Origin of the sequence: Janthinobacterium sp. NFX145 (assembly GCF_049810325.1) — a bacterium.
GTDB classification, from domain to species: domain Bacteria; phylum Pseudomonadota; class Gammaproteobacteria; order Burkholderiales; family Burkholderiaceae_D; genus Janthinobacterium; species Janthinobacterium rivuli.
On the sequence record NZ_CP187360.1, the window covers coordinates 860,166 to 876,769 of the forward strand.

Annotated in this window: 14 protein-coding genes; 11 read left to right on the plus strand and 3 right to left on the minus strand. The window is 65.0% G+C overall.

The window, feature by feature from the left end:
• Position 1: 1 nt before the first annotated feature.
• Together hemL and thiD are read right to left on the minus strand one after the other, a co-directional pair.
• Positions 2–1,291, minus strand: a complete 1,290-nt coding sequence (gene hemL, locus ACPJXG_RS03780) for a glutamate-1-semialdehyde 2,1-aminomutase (protein ID WP_099401582.1) — start codon at positions 1,289–1,291, stop codon at positions 2–4.
• Positions 1,292–1,352: 61 nt separating this feature from the next.
• The gene (gene thiD, locus ACPJXG_RS03785; RefSeq protein WP_035822099.1) at positions 1,353–2,210 is read right to left on the minus strand and encodes a bifunctional hydroxymethylpyrimidine kinase/phosphomethylpyrimidine kinase; all 858 of its coding nucleotides are present in this window, start codon (positions 2,208–2,210) and stop codon (positions 1,353–1,355) included.
• Between the two features lie 96 nt (positions 2,211–2,306).
• Between thiD and ACPJXG_RS03790 the strand changes: the two genes are divergently transcribed.
• The 7 genes from ACPJXG_RS03790 to ACPJXG_RS03820 all read left to right on the plus strand — a co-directional run bounded on the left by ACPJXG_RS03790 (position 2,307) and on the right by ACPJXG_RS03820 (position 12,238).
• Positions 2,307–2,459, plus strand: coding sequence for a rubredoxin (locus ACPJXG_RS03790; RefSeq protein ID WP_010401308.1), 153 nt, complete (start codon positions 2,307–2,309; stop codon positions 2,457–2,459).
• Between the two features lie 84 nt (positions 2,460–2,543).
• Complete coding sequence (locus tag ACPJXG_RS03795; protein ID WP_425253450.1) at positions 2,544–2,966, plus strand: response regulator; 423 nt, start codon at positions 2,544–2,546, stop codon at positions 2,964–2,966.
• 34 nt (positions 2,967–3,000) lie between these two features.
• Positions 3,001–3,366 carry a response regulator gene (locus ACPJXG_RS03800; RefSeq protein ID WP_035822096.1) on the plus strand — a complete coding sequence of 122 codons (366 nt, stop codon included), beginning with the start codon at positions 3,001–3,003 and terminating at the stop codon, positions 3,364–3,366.
• 2 nt (positions 3,367–3,368) lie between these two features.
• Positions 3,369–4,010 (plus strand): chemotaxis protein CheW, encoded by a 642-nt coding sequence (locus ACPJXG_RS03805; RefSeq protein ID WP_425253451.1) that lies wholly within the window; start codon positions 3,369–3,371, stop codon positions 4,008–4,010.
• Positions 4,010–6,247, plus strand: a complete 2,238-nt coding sequence (locus ACPJXG_RS03810; protein ID WP_176387413.1) for a methyl-accepting chemotaxis protein — start codon at positions 4,010–4,012, stop codon at positions 6,245–6,247. Before ACPJXG_RS03805 ends, ACPJXG_RS03810 begins: the two co-directional genes overlap by 1 nt.
• A gap of 40 nt (positions 6,248–6,287) precedes the next feature.
• Positions 6,288–11,579: an Hpt domain-containing protein gene (locus ACPJXG_RS03815; protein ID WP_425253452.1), complete on the plus strand. Its 5,292-nt coding sequence runs from the start codon at positions 6,288–6,290 to the stop codon at positions 11,577–11,579.
• Between the two features lie 29 nt (positions 11,580–11,608).
• On the plus strand, positions 11,609–12,238 hold the full coding sequence (locus tag ACPJXG_RS03820) for a hypothetical protein (protein ID WP_425253453.1): 630 nt from the start codon (positions 11,609–11,611) through the stop codon (positions 12,236–12,238).
• On the opposite strand, the gene ACPJXG_RS03825 is transcribed toward ACPJXG_RS03820, so the two are convergent.
• Positions 12,231–13,694, minus strand: coding sequence for a cryptochrome/photolyase family protein (locus ACPJXG_RS03825; RefSeq protein ID WP_425253454.1), 1,464 nt, complete (start codon positions 13,692–13,694; stop codon positions 12,231–12,233). The two genes, ACPJXG_RS03820 and ACPJXG_RS03825, sit on opposite strands and share 8 nt — an antisense overlap.
• A 386-nt stretch (positions 13,695–14,080) precedes the next feature.
• On the opposite strand from ACPJXG_RS03825, the gene ACPJXG_RS03830 reads away from it, so the two are divergent.
• Genes ACPJXG_RS03830 through ACPJXG_RS03845 form a run of 4 tightly spaced genes read left to right on the plus strand, consistent with a single transcriptional unit; the run spans position 14,081 to position 16,600 of the window.
• On the plus strand, positions 14,081–14,683 hold the full coding sequence (locus ACPJXG_RS03830; protein ID WP_035822086.1) for a YqgE/AlgH family protein: 603 nt from the start codon (positions 14,081–14,083) through the stop codon (positions 14,681–14,683).
• Positions 14,680–15,078 (plus strand): Holliday junction resolvase RuvX, encoded by a 399-nt coding sequence (gene ruvX / locus ACPJXG_RS03835; RefSeq protein WP_217916667.1) that lies wholly within the window; start codon positions 14,680–14,682, stop codon positions 15,076–15,078. The genes ACPJXG_RS03830 and ruvX overlap by 4 nt, the downstream gene beginning before the upstream one ends.
• Positions 15,079–15,117: 39 nt before the next feature.
• A complete protein-coding gene (gene pyrR / locus ACPJXG_RS03840; RefSeq protein WP_035828187.1) occupies positions 15,118–15,642 on the plus strand; it encodes a bifunctional pyr operon transcriptional regulator/uracil phosphoribosyltransferase PyrR in 525 nt (174 codons plus the stop codon).
• On the plus strand, positions 15,635–16,600 hold the full coding sequence (locus ACPJXG_RS03845) for an aspartate carbamoyltransferase catalytic subunit (RefSeq protein WP_034746695.1): 966 nt from the start codon (positions 15,635–15,637) through the stop codon (positions 16,598–16,600). The genes pyrR and ACPJXG_RS03845 overlap by 8 nt, the downstream gene beginning before the upstream one ends.
• Positions 16,601–16,604: the final 4 nt, after the last annotated feature.

Consider the following 16,604-nt stretch of genomic DNA (forward strand, 5'->3'; position numbering starts at 1 on the left):
CTTAGGCCAGTTTGGCAAACACCTTGCGCGCGGCGGCGATGGTGGCGTCGATGACGGCATCATCGTGCTGCGCCGAGACGAAGCCCGCTTCGAAGGCGGCGGGCGCGAAGTACACGCCTTCGTCCAGCATGGCGTGGAAGAAGGCGTTGAACTTGCTGCGGTCGCCCGCCATCATTTCCGCGTAGCTGGTTGGTGGCGTTGCGCTGAAATAAATGCCGAACATGCCGCCGATGTAGTCGGCGCAGAAGACCACGCCGGCCTCTTTGGCGGCGGCGGTCAGGCCTTCGGCCAGGCGCTTGGCCGTGGCGCCCAGCTGCTCGTAGAAGCCTGGCTGCTGGATCAGTTTCAAGGTGGCCATGCCGGCCGCCACGGCGACCGGGTTGCCCGACAAGGTGCCGGCCTGGTAGACGGCGCCCAGCGGCGCCATGTTGTGCATCAGCGCCGCGCTGCCACCGAAGGCTGCCACCGGCATGCCGCCGCCGATCACCTTGCCCAGCGCCGTCAGGTCCGGCTTGATGCCGTACAGCGCCTGCGCGCCGCCCAGGGCCACGCGCAAGCCGCACATGACTTCATCGAAAATGAGCAGGGCGCCGTGCTGCGTGCACAGTTCGCGCATCGCCTGCAGGAACTCCGGCGTGGCTTTCACCAGGTTCATGTTGCCGGCCACCGGTTCGACGATGACGCAGGCGATGTCCGCGCCGAAGCTGTCGAAGGCGTCTTTCAGCTGTTCCACGTTGTTATAGTCGAGCACCAGGGTGTGTTTCACGAAGTCTTCCGGCACGCCGGCCGACGTCGGGTTGCCGAAGGTGAGCAAGCCACTGCCCGCTTTCACCAGCAGCGAATCGGCATGGCCGTGGTAGCAGCCTTCGAACTTGACGATCTTGTCGCGTCCCGTGGCGCCGCGCGCCAGGCGCAGGGCGCTCATGGTCGCTTCCGTGCCCGACGACACCAGGCGCACCTGCTCGATCGACGGCACCAGGCGCGTGATTTCCTCGGCCATCAGCACTTCGCCTTCCGTCGGCGCGCCGAACGACAGGCCAAGCGCGGCCGCATCCTGCACCGCTTTCACCACGTCCGGGTGGGCGTGGCCGACGATGGCCGGGCCCCAGGAACCGATGTAGTCGATATAGCGCTTGCCATCCGCATCCCAGAAGTAGGGGCCTTCGGCGCGCGTGATGAAGCGCGGCGTGCCACCGACGGAGCGGAAGGCGCGCACGGGCGAATTGACGCCGCCTGGCGTGGTTTTTTGTGCGCGGGCAAACAGGATGTCGTTCTGTGAAGTCGTCGTCATGATAATCGTGCCTTGAAAGTGGATCGTTGTCTGTGTCGTCTGGTCTGTCTGGTCTACAGAATTATTGGGCGCCGCGCTGGCGCTGCTGCCGGAACAGCCGGTTCGGCACCAGCTTGCCCATGCCGTGGCGCTGCGCGTGGGCCAGCGCGCCGGCCGTGAATTCCTGCGCCGCCACGACCACCTGCGGCACGTCGTCTTCGTTTTCCGCCAGGGCCAGCAGGGCGGTGGCCGCCGCCGACAGGGTGCTGCCGGCGCCGTTGAAGATGCCGGGCAGGTGCTGCCATTCGTCGTGGCGCACCACGCCGTCTTCGCCAAACAGGGTATTGGCGCGCAGCTTGCCTTCGCCCGTGCCGGACTTGCTGGCGTCGGCCGGCATGCCGGTGACGAGCACGTATTCGCAGCCCAGCGCGACCAGGTAGTCGACGTCGTTTTGCAGGGTGTCGTCCGGATCGGCGTCGCGCCAGGTCTCGGCCAGGCGCTCCAGTTCCACCGGCGAGAGCACCAGCAGGGTCGTTTGCGGGATCAGCAGCTGGCGCACGGCCGTGAGAATATCTTCATCGTCCATGCCCTGTTCCGGCAGCGCCGAAATGAAGGGATCGAGGATCAGCGGCACGTTCGGATAGTCGGAGACGATTTCGGCGATGGCCGTGACGTTTTCCACGCTGCCCAGCGCGCCGATCTTGATGGCGGCCACGGACATGTCTTCCAGCAGCACGCGCGCCTGGTCGGAAACCCAGTCCGGGTCGACGGCCTGCACGTCTTCCACGCGCGCCGTATCGCTGATCAACAGGCCCGTGGTGACGGACAGGCCATGGCAGCCGAAGGCTGAAAAGGTGGCCAGATCGGCCTGGATGCCGATCGCGCCGACCGGATCGGACACGCCGAAGCTTAATATGAGGGGAGAAGTTTGGTTTTGCACGGCGGGTAGATTAAGATACCTAATTCAGCATTTTACTTGATTGAAGGGTGGCAGAACGTGAGTAGCAACGAAACAACGCAGCAATTCCAAACGTGGATGTGTCTTATTTGCGGCTGGGTTTATGATGAAGCGGCCGGTCTGCCCGACGAAGACATCGCTCCCGGCACGCGTTGGGCCGATGTTCCGATGAACTGGACCTGCCCTGAATGCGGTGCGCGCAAGGATGATTTCGAGATGGTGGCGCTGTAATCAATCAGTTCCACGGGATGCCGCTGCCGCACGCAGGTATCGCGGCTGCCTGTGCTATCGTATGAAAGATTGTCGAATAATCACATGACGCGTCCTTTTTTGCCCGCGGCGCCGTCCGATGCCGTGGGTGCCAGCGCCACGATCCTCGTCATCGACGACAGCGCGACGATACGCAGCGCGGCCGCGAAGATACTCGGCGAGGCCGGTTATCGCGTGGTGGTGGCGGAAAACGGCTTCGCGGCCCTGGCCAAGATCGCCGACTGCCAGCCGGCGCTGATCGTGTGCGACATCGTGATGCCGCGCCTGGACGGCTACCGCACCTGTGCGCTGATCAAGGCCAGCGCGGCTTTCCACGCCACGCCGGTGCTGATGCTGTCGTCGAAGGAAGGCTTGTTCGACCGCGCGCGTGGCACCATGGCGGGCGCCAGCGCCTGCCTGGCCAAGCCGCTGGCGCGCGAGGCGCTGCTGGAGGCCGTGCGGCAGCACCTGGCCGGGCATTTTGAGTAGTGATTTATTGATTGACAACGCAGCAAGGAAGCAGATGGCCATACACACAATTCTGATCGTCGATGACTCGCCGACAGAGCGCTACTACCTGAGCGAGATGCTGGTGCGTGCCGGTTATGCCGTGTTGACGGCGCAGGACGGCGCCGACGCGCTGGCGCAACTGAAGCAGGCCAGGCCCGACCTCATTCTGATGGACGTGGTGATGCCCGGTGCGAATGGCTTCCAGATCACGCGCGCCATCGCCCGCGATCCCGAACTGCAGGACGTGCCGGTGATTATCTGCTCCAGCAAGAGCCAGGAAACGGACCGCATCTGGGGCTTGCGCCAGGGCGCGCGTGATTACCTGGTCAAGCCGGTGGTCGAAGCCGATCTTCTGGCCAAGATCGCCGCGATTTCCTGAGCATGCACACGATGCCAGGTCACGGCGTGTCCACCGCGGCTTTTCCGCCTGCCGCTGCCGCCATGCCCGTCTTCGAGGCGGGCGCGCGGCAGGGGCGCTTGCGCCAGTATCAGCTGCAATTGATCGAGCGGATACAGGCCGCGCGCAGCGGCGCGCTGGCGGCGCGCAAGGAACTGGGCGTGATGCTCGGTGGCCGGCCCTGCCTGCTCGACCTGACGCAGCTCGGTGAAATCGTCATCGCCACCGGCGTGCAGATCCAGGGCGTGCCGCTGGCGCAGGACTGGTACCTGGGCCTGGCGGCCATGCGCGGCCGCCTGACGGGTGTCGTCGACCTGGCCCGCTACATGGGCGAACCGGCCTGCGTGCCGGGCAATCACTGCCGCATCATCACCTTTTCTCCCCGCCTGGGCCTCAATTGCGCATTGCTGGTCGAACGCGTGCTCGGTTTGCGCCAGTTGCGCGCCATGCAATCGGTGCCCGTTCACGATGCGCCGCACGGTGTGCTGCCATCGTGGGCGGCGCAGGCGCTGCGCGACAGCGAAGGGCAAGAGTGGCTGCGCCTGGACCTGGCGCAGCTGGCGCAATCGGCACGCTTCCTCGATGCCGGCTTTGGCGGCTTCCCCGAACACAAGGATCTTTGCTGATGGGCGCCCATTCCCCCATTCTGGCGGCCGGCATGCCCGAAGCGCAGCATGCGCCGGACGCGCCGGCATCGGCGGCCGACCTGCCGCTGCGCCTGCGCGACGCGCTGGGACGGCGCAAGTCGCTGGCCAGCGCGCCGGCCGGGGACTGGAAGCTGCCGCTGATCGGCCATTTTCCACTGCAAAAGCAGCTGAGCATCCTGTCGACGCTGATGGCCCTGAGCCTGGCCGCCAGCCTGCTGTTCGTCGGACTGAACACGCGCAGCAGCAATATCGCCTCGGCGCAGACGCAACTGGCCAGCGATGCGCTGATGCATTCGCAGCGCATCGGCAAGGCCGCGCCGAACGCCGTGCAAGGCAATCCGGAAGCCTTCCGCCAGCTCGAGGAAAGCCGCAATGAACTGAGCCAGGATTTCCGCCTGATGCTGCGCGGCGGGACGTATCACGGCCGCGATATCGGCGAGTCGCGTTCCGCCCTGCTGGCGGCGGTGGCCGACGCGCGCAAGAAGTGGGCCAGCAGCGACCGCGCGGCCAGCACCATCCTGCGTCTGAAGCCGGAGTTGGGCGAATTCGACAAGACCTTGCAGCAATTGAATGGGCTGTCGCCGGCGCTGCTGGCGCAGACCGAGGAAATCGCGGCCTTGAAGGTGCAGCGCGGCGGCAATGCGCGCGACCTGGCCGTCATCGGCCGGCTGATGATGCTGAGCCAGCGCATGAGCCGCAGCGCCAGCGAGTTCCTGTCGTCCGGCAGCATCAGCTCGGAAACGGCGTTTTCGCTGGGGCGCGACACGACGTATTTCCGCGCCGCCGTCGAAGGCCTGCTCAATGGCAGCGTGACGCTGCAACTGGCGCCCACGCGCGACGCCGAACTGCGCGACCGGCTGGTGGCGCTGAAAGCCAGTTTTGACAATTACCAGAAGCTGGTGTCGTCGATACTCGACCGGCTCGATAAATTCAGTGCGGCGAAAAGCGCCGAACAGCTGATCTTCAACGAGAACGAAGACCTGCGCCAGCGCTTGACCCTGCTGCAGCAGATGTATCACGTGAACCAGGAAACCCTGGGCATCGCCTTCTGGATGATGGTCGGCGGCGTGTTGCTGACCCTGATCGCGGCGGCCGGCATCGGCAGGGTGCTGCTGCAGGACTCCGTCAACCGCACGCGCGACGCCGAGCGGCGGCGCCAGGAAGCGGAAATCCGGCGCCTGCAGTCGCAGGAAAAAGAGGAAGAGGCGAAGGCCAGGAATGAGCAGAACCAGGCGGCCATCCTGCGCCTGATGAACGAATTGCAGAAGGTCGCCGACGGCGACCTGACGGTGCAGGCCACCGTATCGGAAGACATCACGGGCGCCATCGCCGATTCCGTCAACTACACGGTCGAGGAATTGCGCGGCCTGGTGGGGAGGGTGACGGCGACGGCGGAACAGGTGAACCGCGCTTCGACGCAGGCGCAAAGCATTTCCAGCAAACTGTTGATCGCGTCGCAGCAGCAGTCGCGCGAAATCCAGGGCGTCAGCGCCACCGTGGTCAAGATGGCCAATGCGATTACCGACGTGTCGAAGTCGGCCAGCGTTTCGGCCGACGTGGCGCGCCAGTCGGTGGCGGCGGCGCAGCAGGGTTCGACGGCGGTGGAAAACGCCATCAAGGGCATGCATGAAATCCGCGAGCAGATCCAGGATACCTCCAAGCGCATCAAGCGCCTGGGTGAATCGTCGCAGGAAATCGGCGAAATCACCGAGCTCATTTCCGACATCACCGAGCAGACCAATGTGCTGGCGCTGAACGCCGCCATCCAGGCCGCATCGGCCGGCGAGGCGGGACGCGGCTTTTCCGTCGTGGCCGAGGAAGTGCAGCGCCTGGCCGAACGCTCGGCCGCCGCCGCCAAGCAGATCGGCGCGCTGGTACGCACCATCCAGGCCGATACCCAGGATGCGACGCGGGCGATGGAAACGTCCACGCAGGGCGTGGTCGAGGGCGCGCGCCTGTCCGACGCGGCCGGCGCGGCCTTGAACGACATCAGCCAGGTATCGAAACACCTGGCGGAACTGATCCAGGGCATCTCGTTCGCCACCGGCACGCAGGCCGGTTCGGCCAGCGGCGTGGCTTTGAATATCCAGCATATCCTGAGCGTGACGGAGCAGACCCAGGATGGCACGCAGCAAACGGCGCAATCGATCCATAAACTGTCGATGCTGGCGCAGGAACTGAAAAATTCGGTGTCGCGCTTCCGCGTCGCCGCCTGAACGCCGCGCCAGTCCAGGCGATTTCCTTACCGAGGCATGCATGAGCACACCAGATAGTCCACAGCAGTCCAAGCCGTTCGACAGCGAGCCTTTGTCGTGGGTGATGGTGGAAATCCGCGAAGCGCTGGGCCGCTCGAAAACGGCCCTGTTCGAAGCGGGTGGCCGCGAGCGCGAGGAACGCGCCACGGCCCTGCAGCATGCGCGTTCGCATCTGCACCAGGCCCATGGCGCGCTGGTGATGGTGGACGTGGCCGGCGCCAGCCTGCTGACGGACGGCGCGGAACAGGCGCTGGCGCGCTTTCGCGACGGCAGCCTCGAATACACGCTGGACCATGCGCAAGTCGTCGCCGAACTGTATCAGGCCTTGAGCGAATACCTGGAAGACCTGGTGGCCGGCACGCCGCCGCAGCCGGCGCGTTTGTTCCCCTATTACCGCGACCTGCAAAGCATGCTGGGTGCCGAGCGCATCCACCCGGCCGACCTGTTTTTCCCGCCAGCGTCGACGCTGGAAGGGCATGCCATCGCCTTGGCGGAGGCACCCCCTGCAGCCGATTATCCGGCCTGGCGCGGACGCTTTGAAAAGTCTTTGCTGCCCTTCCTGAAGGCGCAGGATGATGCAACGCGACGCCAGCATGCGGGCGATTTGCACGCCACCTTGACCCTGGTGGCGGACGCGCAGCAGGAAGCGCCGGCGCGCACCTTCTGGTTCGCCATGCAGGCGTTTGCCGGGCTGGCGGCCAGCGGCGAGGGCATGGGCACGCGCAACGTCAAACAGTTGTTTGGCCTGATCAATCTGCAGTTGCGCCGCCTGGCGCAGGGCACGGCCAGCCTGCCCGAAGCCATGCTGCGCGACGCCCTGTTCTTCATCGCGGCGGCACCCGAGCCGACACCGGAGGCACGCCAGCTGCGTGCCGCCTTCGCGCTGGAAGGCATGCTGCCCGCCGACGTGGAAACGCGGCGCTACGGCCAGGTCGACCAGGCTGCCTTGCAAGGCGCCCGCACGGCGCTGGCGCAGGCGCGCGCCAGCTGGAGCCGCCTGGCGCAAGCCGACCTCGATCCAGCCTTGGGCGCCGAGTTTGAAGCGTCGCTGCAAGAAGTGGCGGCACATGCGGAGTCCCTGAAGCAGCCGGCCCTGGCCAGCCTGCTGCGCGAATGCGCGGCCGTGGCGCGGCAAGCCGTGGCCAGCGGACGCAGCGCGGCCCTGGAAAATGAAATCGGCATGGCGCTGCTGTTTGCCGACACGGGACTGGAGCAGTTGCGCCGTCTGCCCGACGATTTCGCCGGCAATGCGGAAACCATCGCCGCGCGCCTGCAGGCGCTGCTGGCTGGCGAAGCGCCGCCGCCCGTCACGGCGGGCGAGCTGTCGCGCCAGATCGAACAGGGTCAGACGGTGGCCGCGCTGGCTGAGGACATGAAGACGGGCCTGCGCCAGGTGGAAAAGGTGCTCAATGCGTATTACGCGGATGCGGCGGGCGCGGGGACGGCAACCCTCGACGGCGTCGCGCCCTTGCTGGAGCAGTTGCAGCAGCAGCTGGCCGGGCTGGGACAGGAAGACGCGCGCGCCGCCGTGCTGCAGGTCGATGCGGCCGTGCGGCAGCTGCCCGGCGGCGACGCCAAGGCGGAAGCCCATGCCGAGGCGCTCGACGAGATCGCGCAAAATGTCAGCGCGCTGGGCTTTTTTGTCGATATGCTGGGCCGCAACGCGCAGGCGGCCAGCGGGCGTTTCCATTTCGACGCGGCCGCCGGCACTTTCCGCGCCCTGCCATTTGAAAAAGTCGCCGCCGCCGGCGCCGTACCGGTGCCCTTGCTCGACCAGGCCCTGGCGCCCGCCGCGCCTGTCGGCATGGATGCCGCGCCGGCCGTGATCGATGTTGATGCGGAGATGCTCGACATTTTCATCGCCGAAGCGCGCGAAGTGCTGGCCTTTATCGACACCACCCTGGCCCTGCCGCGCGAGCAGGCCGCCAGCGGCGATCACCTGGCCATGTTGCGCCGCTCGTTCCACACCCTGAAAGGCAGCAGCCGCATGATCGGCCTGGCGCAGTTTGCCGAAGCGGCCGGCGCCATCGAACGCGTCATGAATACCTGGCTGGCCGAATCGCGCCCCGTCAGCGACGACTTGTTTACCTTGCTCAATTACGGCTGGTACCAGCTCAGCGAATGGGTGGCCGAACTGGAAGGCGGCGCGGGGCGCCAGCGCGAGGCCGGCATGCTGCTGATGGCGGCCGAGCGCGTGCGCGAAGGCGGGCCGTTCGAACTGCGCAAGCCTCGCTCGGCATCGGCATCGGCTACGCCCGTGGCCAGCAATGGCAATGTGATCGGACTGCCCCTGGCCACGGCGCCCACGCTGCACGAAGCGCCGGACGACCACCTCAAGCACGTGGGCGAACTGCGCATCAGCCTTCCCTTGTACAACATTTACCTGGCCGAGACGGATGAATTGTTGCGCGTGCTCACGCGCGACTTCGGCGAATGGCGCCATGAGGAGCGCGCCGTCAGCGCGGAGGCGCTGCAAGCCGTGCATACCCTGGCGGGGACGTCGGGCACGGTCGGTTTTCAGTCGCTGCGCGACCTGGCGCATGCGCTCGAAACGGTGATTGAAACGGTGGTGCCGCCGCTGGCCGGCCTGCGCGCCGAGCAGCATGACGTGCTGGAGCAAGCCACGCAGCGCATCGGGCAAATGCTGCAGGCGTTCGCGCTGGGCGACCTGGCGCCCACGCAGCCGGACATGATCGAAGCGCTCAATACTCTGTGGCGCGCCTTGACGGCGCCGCCCGGCGAGAGCCAGGAAGAGCGGCTCGACGCCCTGTTTGCGGAAGCTTACGCCAGCATCGTCGGCGCGCCGGCGCAGCCGGCCGAGCCAGTCGCCGAAGTCCCGCTGCCGCAGCTCGAGACCCTGTTCGAAGCGACGTACGCGAGCATCGTCGCCGACGCGCTGCAGCCGGAGGCTGCCGCGGCGCCGGCACCGGACACCGGCATTGGCGACGATCTGTTCGACGCCGGTTTTGAACACGCGCCGCCGTTGGAGCATGCGGCGCCGGAAGCGCCGACGCCCGCCATCATGCCGGCCGATGCGGCCGCGCTGCTGGCGGCCAGCGCCGGCATCAGCGATGAACTCGATCTCGATTTATTGTCCGTCTTTCTGGAAGAGGGGGCCGATCTGCTGCCGCGGATCGGCGAGGCGCTGCGCAGCTGGCAGCAGCAGCCGCACGACAGCGGCCAGGCGCAGATGCTGCTGCGCACCCTGCATACGGTCAAGGGCAGCGCGCGCATGGCCGGCGCCATGCGCCTGGGCCAGCATGCGCATGAAATCGAGACGCATATCGAAAACATGCTGCACGCGGGCACCGCCACGCCGCAGGCCTTCGAGGAATTGCTGGCCCATTACGATCATGCGCTGCACCTGTTCGAGCAGCTGCAGCAACCGTTGCTGCCCTTGCCGGGCATGGAAGACACGCCGGCCGCCGAACCGAAGGCGGCCCTGGTGCGCGTACGCGCCGATATCCTCGACCGCCTGGTGAACCAGGCCGGCGAAGTGTCGATCACGCGCTCCAAAATGGAAAATGAAGTCGGCGTGCTCGGTGCTTCGCTATCCGAATTTTCCGACAACCTGGCCCGCTTGCGGCGCCAGCTGCGCGAAGTGGAAATGCAGGCCGAATCGCAGATCGCCTCGCGTATGGCCGTCGGCAGCGAGCGCGATTTCGATCCGCTCGAATTCGACCGTTTTACGCGCCTGCAGGAACTCACGCGCATGATGGCCGAAAGCGTCAACGACGTGGCCTCGTTCCACGAAAACCTCAGTCACAGCGTCGATGCGGTAACGGACGACCTGGTGCTGCAGGCGCGCCTGACGCGCGAGCTGCAGCGCGACCTGATGCAGATTCGCATGGTGCCGTTTGCCAGCATCGCCGAACGCCTGTTCCGCGTGGCGCGGCAAAGCGCCAAGGAAGTCGACAAGCGCGTCAACCTCGACATCCGCGGCGGCGGTGTGGAAATCGACCGCAGCGTGCTCGAACGCATGGCCGCGCCGTTCGAGCACCTGCTGCGCAACGCCATCGTGCACGGCGTGGAGCCGCGCGACGCGCGCCTGTCTGCGGGCAAGAGCGAGACGGGCGAGCTGCTGGTGCAGGTCAGCCAGCAGGGCAATGAAGTGGCGATCGCCTTTTCCGACGATGGCGCAGGGCTGGACCTGGAACGCATCCGCGCCAAGGCGCACGGCGCCGGCCTGGTGGCGACGGATGCGCCATTGACGGACGCGCAGGCGGCCGAGCTGATTTTCACGCCCGGTTTTTCCACCGCCGACAGCCTGACGGAACTGGCCGGGCGCGGTTTCGGCATGGACATCGTGCGCTCCGAAGCGCTGGCCTTGGGCGGAAGAGTGGAAACGCAGACGCAGGCGGGCCTGGGCATGCGCTTCACCATCCACTTGCCGCTGACCCTGGCCGTCACGCAGGTGGTGCTGCTGGCGGCCAGCGGCAAGACGTATGCCTTGCCCTCGGTGCTGGTGGAGCAGGTGCTGCACCTGAAAGGCGAGCAGCTGGAGCAGGTGCGGGCGGCCGGGCGCATCGAGTCGCACGGACAGTTGCTGGTGCTGCACCACCTGTCGGCCATGCTGGGCGAGACACCGGCGGCGCAGGCCACGCAGCGCTATGCGCCCGTGCTATTGCTACGCAATGGCAATGACAGGCTGGCCTTGCAGGTCGATGACGTGGTGGGCAACCGCGAAGTCGTGGTCAAGCACGTGGGGCCGCAGCTGGCGCGCATGCCGGGCATCGCCGGCGCCACGGTGCTGGGCACGGGCGACATCGTGCTGATCCTGAACCCGGTGGCGCTGGCGCAGCACCTGGAGCATCATCCGGAACTGCTGTCGCAGTATGCGCTGGCCAGCAGCGCGCAGCATGCCGCTTCCAGCGCGCTGGAAGCGCCTGCCGTGCGCGTGATGGTGGTCGACGATTCGCTGACGGTGCGCCGCGTGATGCAGCGCCTGTTCGAGCGCGAAGGCTACCAGGTGCTGCTGGCCAAGGATGGCGTCGATGCGTTGGAGCAGTTGCATGCGCTGGAGCCGGCTGGCATGCCGGCCCTGCTGCTGGTGGACGTGGAAATGCCGCGCATGGATGGTTTTGATTTGACGCGCAATGTGCGCAGCGATGACAAGACGCGCGCCATCCCCGTCATCATGATCACCTCGCGCAGCGCCGACAAGCACCGCGCGCATGCCTTCGAGCTGGGCGTGAATGCGTATTTCGGCAAGCCGTTCCAGGAGGACGAATTGCTGGCGGAGGTGCGGCGCTTGCAAACGCGTGACGGTTCCGAAACATCTCGGCTACCATAACAGGCCGACATCGCCAAACCAGGAAAATAATGAGCCTTCACGTCAAACTGAAAAAACTCGAAGACAAAGCCATCGTCAATGGTGAGCATGCGGTCGCCGCGGCCGCAGCCCATCTGTTGCAGGATGTCGACGCCATCGACAGGCAAATCAACCTTGTCGGGGCGCTGCACGAAGTGGGCTATCTCCAGAACTCGCTGAAGCCCTACTGGAATGCGTTCAGGGCCGATGAGCCGGCATGGATAGAACGCTGCCTGGCCAGGCTGCTCATTGTTGACCATGACTATTGGGCACTCGCCGCGCTGCTGGGATGCGATGGCCCGGCCACCATTGCCATCGCCACGGGCAAGGGTTTCAAATCCGCCGCGACAAGGCAGTACGAACGTTTCGACAAGCCCGATGTCCATGTCGATACCTTGTATCTGACCGGTATGGGCAAGGTGCTGCACCCGATATTGGAAATCGGCTATGACACCAAGGAAATGATCAATGTCGACGTGGGAAGGGCGCGGGCACTGAGTTTGGAAAACCAGCAATGGCAGCCGGGTGAGCCACTAGGAACGGGAGGACTCTCCCTTTCCATGCAGGCGAAACTGCCGCACGGCGCCTGGCGGTCGGTCTGGACGCCGTTCACCACAGCGGCAGCTGGCGGCCCTACTTGAGCACTTTGACCACTGCATAACGCTCCAGCGTCTCCTTGCGCGCCTCGTCGTGCTGCACCAGCGGTTCCGGATAATCGCGTCCCAGCACGATGTTTTTTTGTTCGAGCAGCATGCGCGGCACCAGCCAGGGCGCGTGGATTTCCTTGTCGCCCAGCGCCTTCAGCTGCGGCAGATAGCGGCGGATGAAGCGCCCGCTGGCATCGAATTTTTCCGACTGCGTGATGGGGTTGAAGATACGGAAGTAGGGTTGCGCGTCGCAGCCGGAGGACGATGCCCATTGCCAGCCGCCGTTGTTCGACGCCAGGTCGAAGTCATTGAGGTGCAGCGCGAAATACGCTTCGCCGCGGCGCCAGTCGATGCCCAGATCCTTGATCAAAAAGCAGGCCGTGACCATGCGCAGGCGGTTGTGCATATAGCCCGTCTGGTTCAGCTGCGCCATGGCCGCGTCCACCAGCGGATAGCCGGTGCGCCCTTCGCACCAGGCTGCAAACGCGGCATCGGCGTCAGGTCCCGTTTCCCAGGCGATGGCGTCGTAGGCCGGTTTGAAGGCACCGCCTTCCACGTGCGGGTTCTGGTACAAAATCATGGCGTAGAAATCGCGCCAGATCAGCTCCGCCAGCCACACGGGCGCGCCATCGCCGCCACCGCCCCGGTCCATCAGGTCGACGATGGTGCGCACCAGGTAGCGCAGCGAGACGGTGCCGAAGCGCAGATGCATGGACAGGTACGACGGTCCCTTCAGGGCGGGGAAATCGCGCGCCACGTCATAGCGGGCCACGCGCGGCAAAAAATCCTCGAACAGCTTGCTGGCGCCCGACATGCCGGTGGGGATGGCCAGTTCGGCCAGGTTGCTGGCCTCGAAACCCAGCTCACCCAGAGTGGGCAGGGGCGCCGGCGTGCCAGTGCGCGGCGGCGCCAGGCTGGCCGCATGCGGTTCGATGTCGAACGGCGCCAGGCAGCCGGGTTCGGCGCGCATTTTCTTCAGCCAGGCATTCTTGTACGGCGTGTAGACGGTATACGGCTTGGCTGATAAGGTCAGCACCTCGTCCTTTTCAAAGATCACCTGGTCCTTGAAGCTGAACCACAGGCGCGCGTCGCGCGTGAGCGCGGCGGCCACCGTGGCGTCGCGCGTGATCGCTTGCGGCTCGTAGTCGTGGTTGGCAAAGACGGCGTCGGCATTCAATTCGGCGGCCAGGCGCGGGATGGCCTCGGCCGCGTCCGCGTGCAGCACGATCAGGTCGCCGCCCAGCTGGCGCAGCTCACTGGCCAGCTCGGCCACGCTGGCATGGATGAAGTCGACGCGCCGGTCGCGGCGCGGCAGGGTTGCCAGGATGGCCGTGTCGTAGACGAAGACGCAATGCACGGCCTGGCTCTGGCGCAGGGCGTGATGCAGTGCAGCATGATCAAACGCGCGCAGATCGCGCCGGAACCACACCAGGGAAGTCTTGATTGTCATTATTTCGCGTGTTCAGGGTCAAAGATAGGCGATTTTTTGCCGCCAACAGGGATTTATGGCCGCTCGCGTCGCGCCTTTGGCGTCGCTGCGGCGGCAATTCAGTGTAAACTACCGGGTATGTTCATGGTGCTTTATGTGCGACAGCGATTTTGCAATCAATTTTACAATTGGCATTGAAATGCGCCGGCAAGCATGGCAAATGGATCATTAATTTATAACATAACAAGAATAACGCCTGGCACCACGGTGCGCGCCGCCCAAGATTTGCGGCAGCTTGTGCCAGGCGTACGATAGCGGGGTAAGCGAGACTTGCCAGCAAGCCCACAGAGAGAGCATCGCGTATGAAAAAGAGTAAAATCGACCAGACTCTACCAGGACATCGTTTGATGCAGGGTGTGGGAGAACCGGCCGCGACCGGTTCCTCCACCCTGAATCTGGCCAACCATTTCCTCATTGCGATGCCGGCCATGCAAGACCCGATCTTCGGCGGCACGGTCGTCTACGTGTGCGAACACAATGAAAACGGCGTGCTCGGCGTCGTCATCAACAAGCCCACCGACATGACCATGGAAGTGCTGTTCGACCGCATCGACCTGAAACTGGCGGCCGGCAGCGACACGCCCATCATCAATGAACCGATCATGTTCGGCGGCCCGGTGCAGGACGACCGCGGCTTCGTGCTGCATACGCCGGGCGCGCGCTATTCCTCGTCGCTGACGGTGACCGATGAAATCGCGTTTACCACGTCGATCGACGTGCTCGAAGCCGTCGCCAAGGGCGATGGCCCCGAGCGCATGCTCGTTTCGATCGGCTATTCGGGCTGGAGTCCGGGCCAGCTGGAAGACGAAATCGGCCGCAATGGCTGGCTGACGGTAGGCGCCTCGGCCGACATCCTGTTCGATTTTCCCATCGAGCAGCGCTATGTGGCGGCCATCAAGCTGCTCGGTATCGACCCCCTCATGCTCGCCAGCGAGGCTGGCCACGCATGAGCGGTGACGCCATCGACACCATCCTCGCCTTCGATTTCGGCTTGAAACGCATCGGTGTGGCCATCGGCAATACCATGATTTGCCAGGCCAAGCCGCTCAGCGTGATCACGGCCACGGCGAACGAGCCGAAGTTTGCCGCCATCGATAGCCTGATCAAGGAGTGGGGCGCGAGCCGCATCGTGGTGGGCTTGCCCAGCCATCCCGATGGCACGGAACACGAGATGAGCGCGCGCTGCCGCCGTTTCGCCAACCAGGTGCATGGCCGCTTCAACCTGCCGGTGGAACTGGTCGACGAGCGCTATTCCTCGGCCGTCATCGCCGCCAGGCGCGGTGAAGTCATCGACGACCGCGCCGCCGCCATCATCCTGCAACAGTATTTTGACGCGAATTATTAATCTGACCTTTTGGCCCATTCCTGAATGATCAAGAACTCCATGCCGCATCCTACGAATCCATCCCAACTCGACGCCGAGGCCCTGTACGCGGTCTTGCTGCAGCAAGTGCAGAGCGGCCTGGCGGGCATCCCCAACGTGGCCATCGTCGGCATCCATTCGGGCGGCGCCTGGCTGGCCGAACGCCTGGCGCGCGACCTGAACCTGCCGGGCCGCCTGGGTGTGCTCGACGTCTCGTTCTACCGCGACGACTTCGCCCAGAAGGGTCTGCATGCCGACGTCAAGCCGACGCAAATCAGCTTTGACGTAGCCGGCGCCACCATCCTGCTGGTCGACGACGTGCTGTACACGGGCCGCACCACGCGCGCGGCCATCAACGAATTGTTCGACTATGGCCGTCCGGCGAAGATCATGCTGGCCGCCCTGGTCGACCGTGGCGAACGCCAACTGCCGGTGGCCGCCGATTTCGTGGCCGCCTTCACAGCCGTGCCGCCGGGCCAGGCCCTGGTCCTGAAGCAAGCCGACGATGGAAAATTCACGCTCACCATAGATACCCACCATGCTTAATCCGCAACTGAATAAACACGGCGAACTGCAACACCTGCTGACGATTGAAGGCTTGCCGAAGTCTATCGTCAACCACATTCTCGACACGGCTTCCTCGTTCGTAGGCATTTCCGACCGCGACGTGAAAAAGGTCCCGCTGATGCGCGGCAAGAGCGTTTTCAACCTGTTCTTTGAAAACTCCACGCGCACCCGCACCACCTTCGAGATCGCGTCAAAAAGGCTGTCGGCCGACGTCATCAACCTGAACATCCAGGCCTCGTCGGCCAGCAAGGGTGAGTCCCTGCTCGACACCATCGACAATCTGTCGGCCATGCACGCCGACATGTTCGTCGTGCGCCATGCGCAGTCGGGCGCGCCCTACCTGATCGCCAAGCACCTGATCGACACCAAGCAGCCGCACGTCCACGTCGTCAACGCGGGCGACGGACGCCACGCGCACCCGACCCAGGGCTTGCTCGACATGTACACGATCCGTCACTACAAGAAGGATTTCACCAATCTGACGGTGGCCATCGTGGGCGACATCCTGCACAGCCGCGTGGCCCGTTCCGACATCCATGCGCTGACCACCCTGGGCGTGCCGGAAGTGCGCGCCATCGGCCCGCACACCCTGCTGCCAGGCGGCCTGGAGCAGATGGGCGTGCGCACCTTCACCAACATGGATGAAGGCTTGAAAGGCGTGGACGTGATCATCATGCTGCGCCTGCAAAATGAACGCATGAGCGGCGCGCTGCTGCCGTCGGCGCAGGAGTATTTCAAGAGCTATGGCCTGACGCCCGAGCGCCTGGCGCTGGCGAAACCGGACGCCATCGTCATGCATCCGGGCCCGATGAACCGCGGCGTGGAAATCGATTCGGCCGTGGCCGACGGTCCGCAGGCGGTGATCCTGCCGCAGGTGACCTTCGGTATCGCCGTGCGCATGGCGGTGATGAGTATTTTGGCTGGTAATCAGGGCTGATAGC

What these genes read in the sequence shown, in the direction of transcription:
- ACPJXG_RS03805 (WP_425253451.1), top strand. Translation starts at nt 3,369, where the DNA reads ATGCACACGATGCCAGGTCACGGCGTGTCCACCGCGGCTTTTCCGCCT.
- ruvX (WP_217916667.1), top strand. Translation starts at nt 14,680, where the DNA reads ATGAGCGGTGACGCCATCGACACCATCCTCGCCTTCGATTTCGGCTTG.
- ACPJXG_RS03795 (WP_425253450.1), top strand. Translation starts at nt 2,544, where the DNA reads ATGACGCGTCCTTTTTTGCCCGCGGCGCCGTCCGATGCCGTGGGTGCC.
- ACPJXG_RS03815 (WP_425253452.1), top strand. Translation starts at nt 6,288, where the DNA reads ATGAGCACACCAGATAGTCCACAGCAGTCCAAGCCGTTCGACAGCGAG.
- hemL (WP_099401582.1), bottom strand. Translation starts at nt 1,291, where the DNA reads ATGACGACGACTTCACAGAACGACATCCTGTTTGCCCGCGCACAAAAA.
- ACPJXG_RS03825 (WP_425253454.1), bottom strand. Translation starts at nt 13,694, where the DNA reads ATGACAATCAAGACTTCCCTGGTGTGGTTCCGGCGCGATCTGCGCGCG.
- ACPJXG_RS03810 (WP_176387413.1), top strand. Translation starts at nt 4,010, where the DNA reads ATGGGCGCCCATTCCCCCATTCTGGCGGCCGGCATGCCCGAAGCGCAG.
- ACPJXG_RS03845 (WP_034746695.1), top strand. Translation starts at nt 15,635, where the DNA reads ATGCTTAATCCGCAACTGAATAAACACGGCGAACTGCAACACCTGCTG.
- ACPJXG_RS03790 (WP_010401308.1), top strand. Translation starts at nt 2,307, where the DNA reads ATGTGTCTTATTTGCGGCTGGGTTTATGATGAAGCGGCCGGTCTGCCC.
- ACPJXG_RS03820 (WP_425253453.1), top strand. Translation starts at nt 11,609, where the DNA reads ATGAGCCTTCACGTCAAACTGAAAAAACTCGAAGACAAAGCCATCGTC.
- pyrR (WP_035828187.1), top strand. Translation starts at nt 15,118, where the DNA reads ATGCCGCATCCTACGAATCCATCCCAACTCGACGCCGAGGCCCTGTAC.
- ACPJXG_RS03800 (WP_035822096.1), top strand. Translation starts at nt 3,001, where the DNA reads ATGGCCATACACACAATTCTGATCGTCGATGACTCGCCGACAGAGCGC.
- ACPJXG_RS03830 (WP_035822086.1), top strand. Translation starts at nt 14,081, where the DNA reads ATGCAGGGTGTGGGAGAACCGGCCGCGACCGGTTCCTCCACCCTGAAT.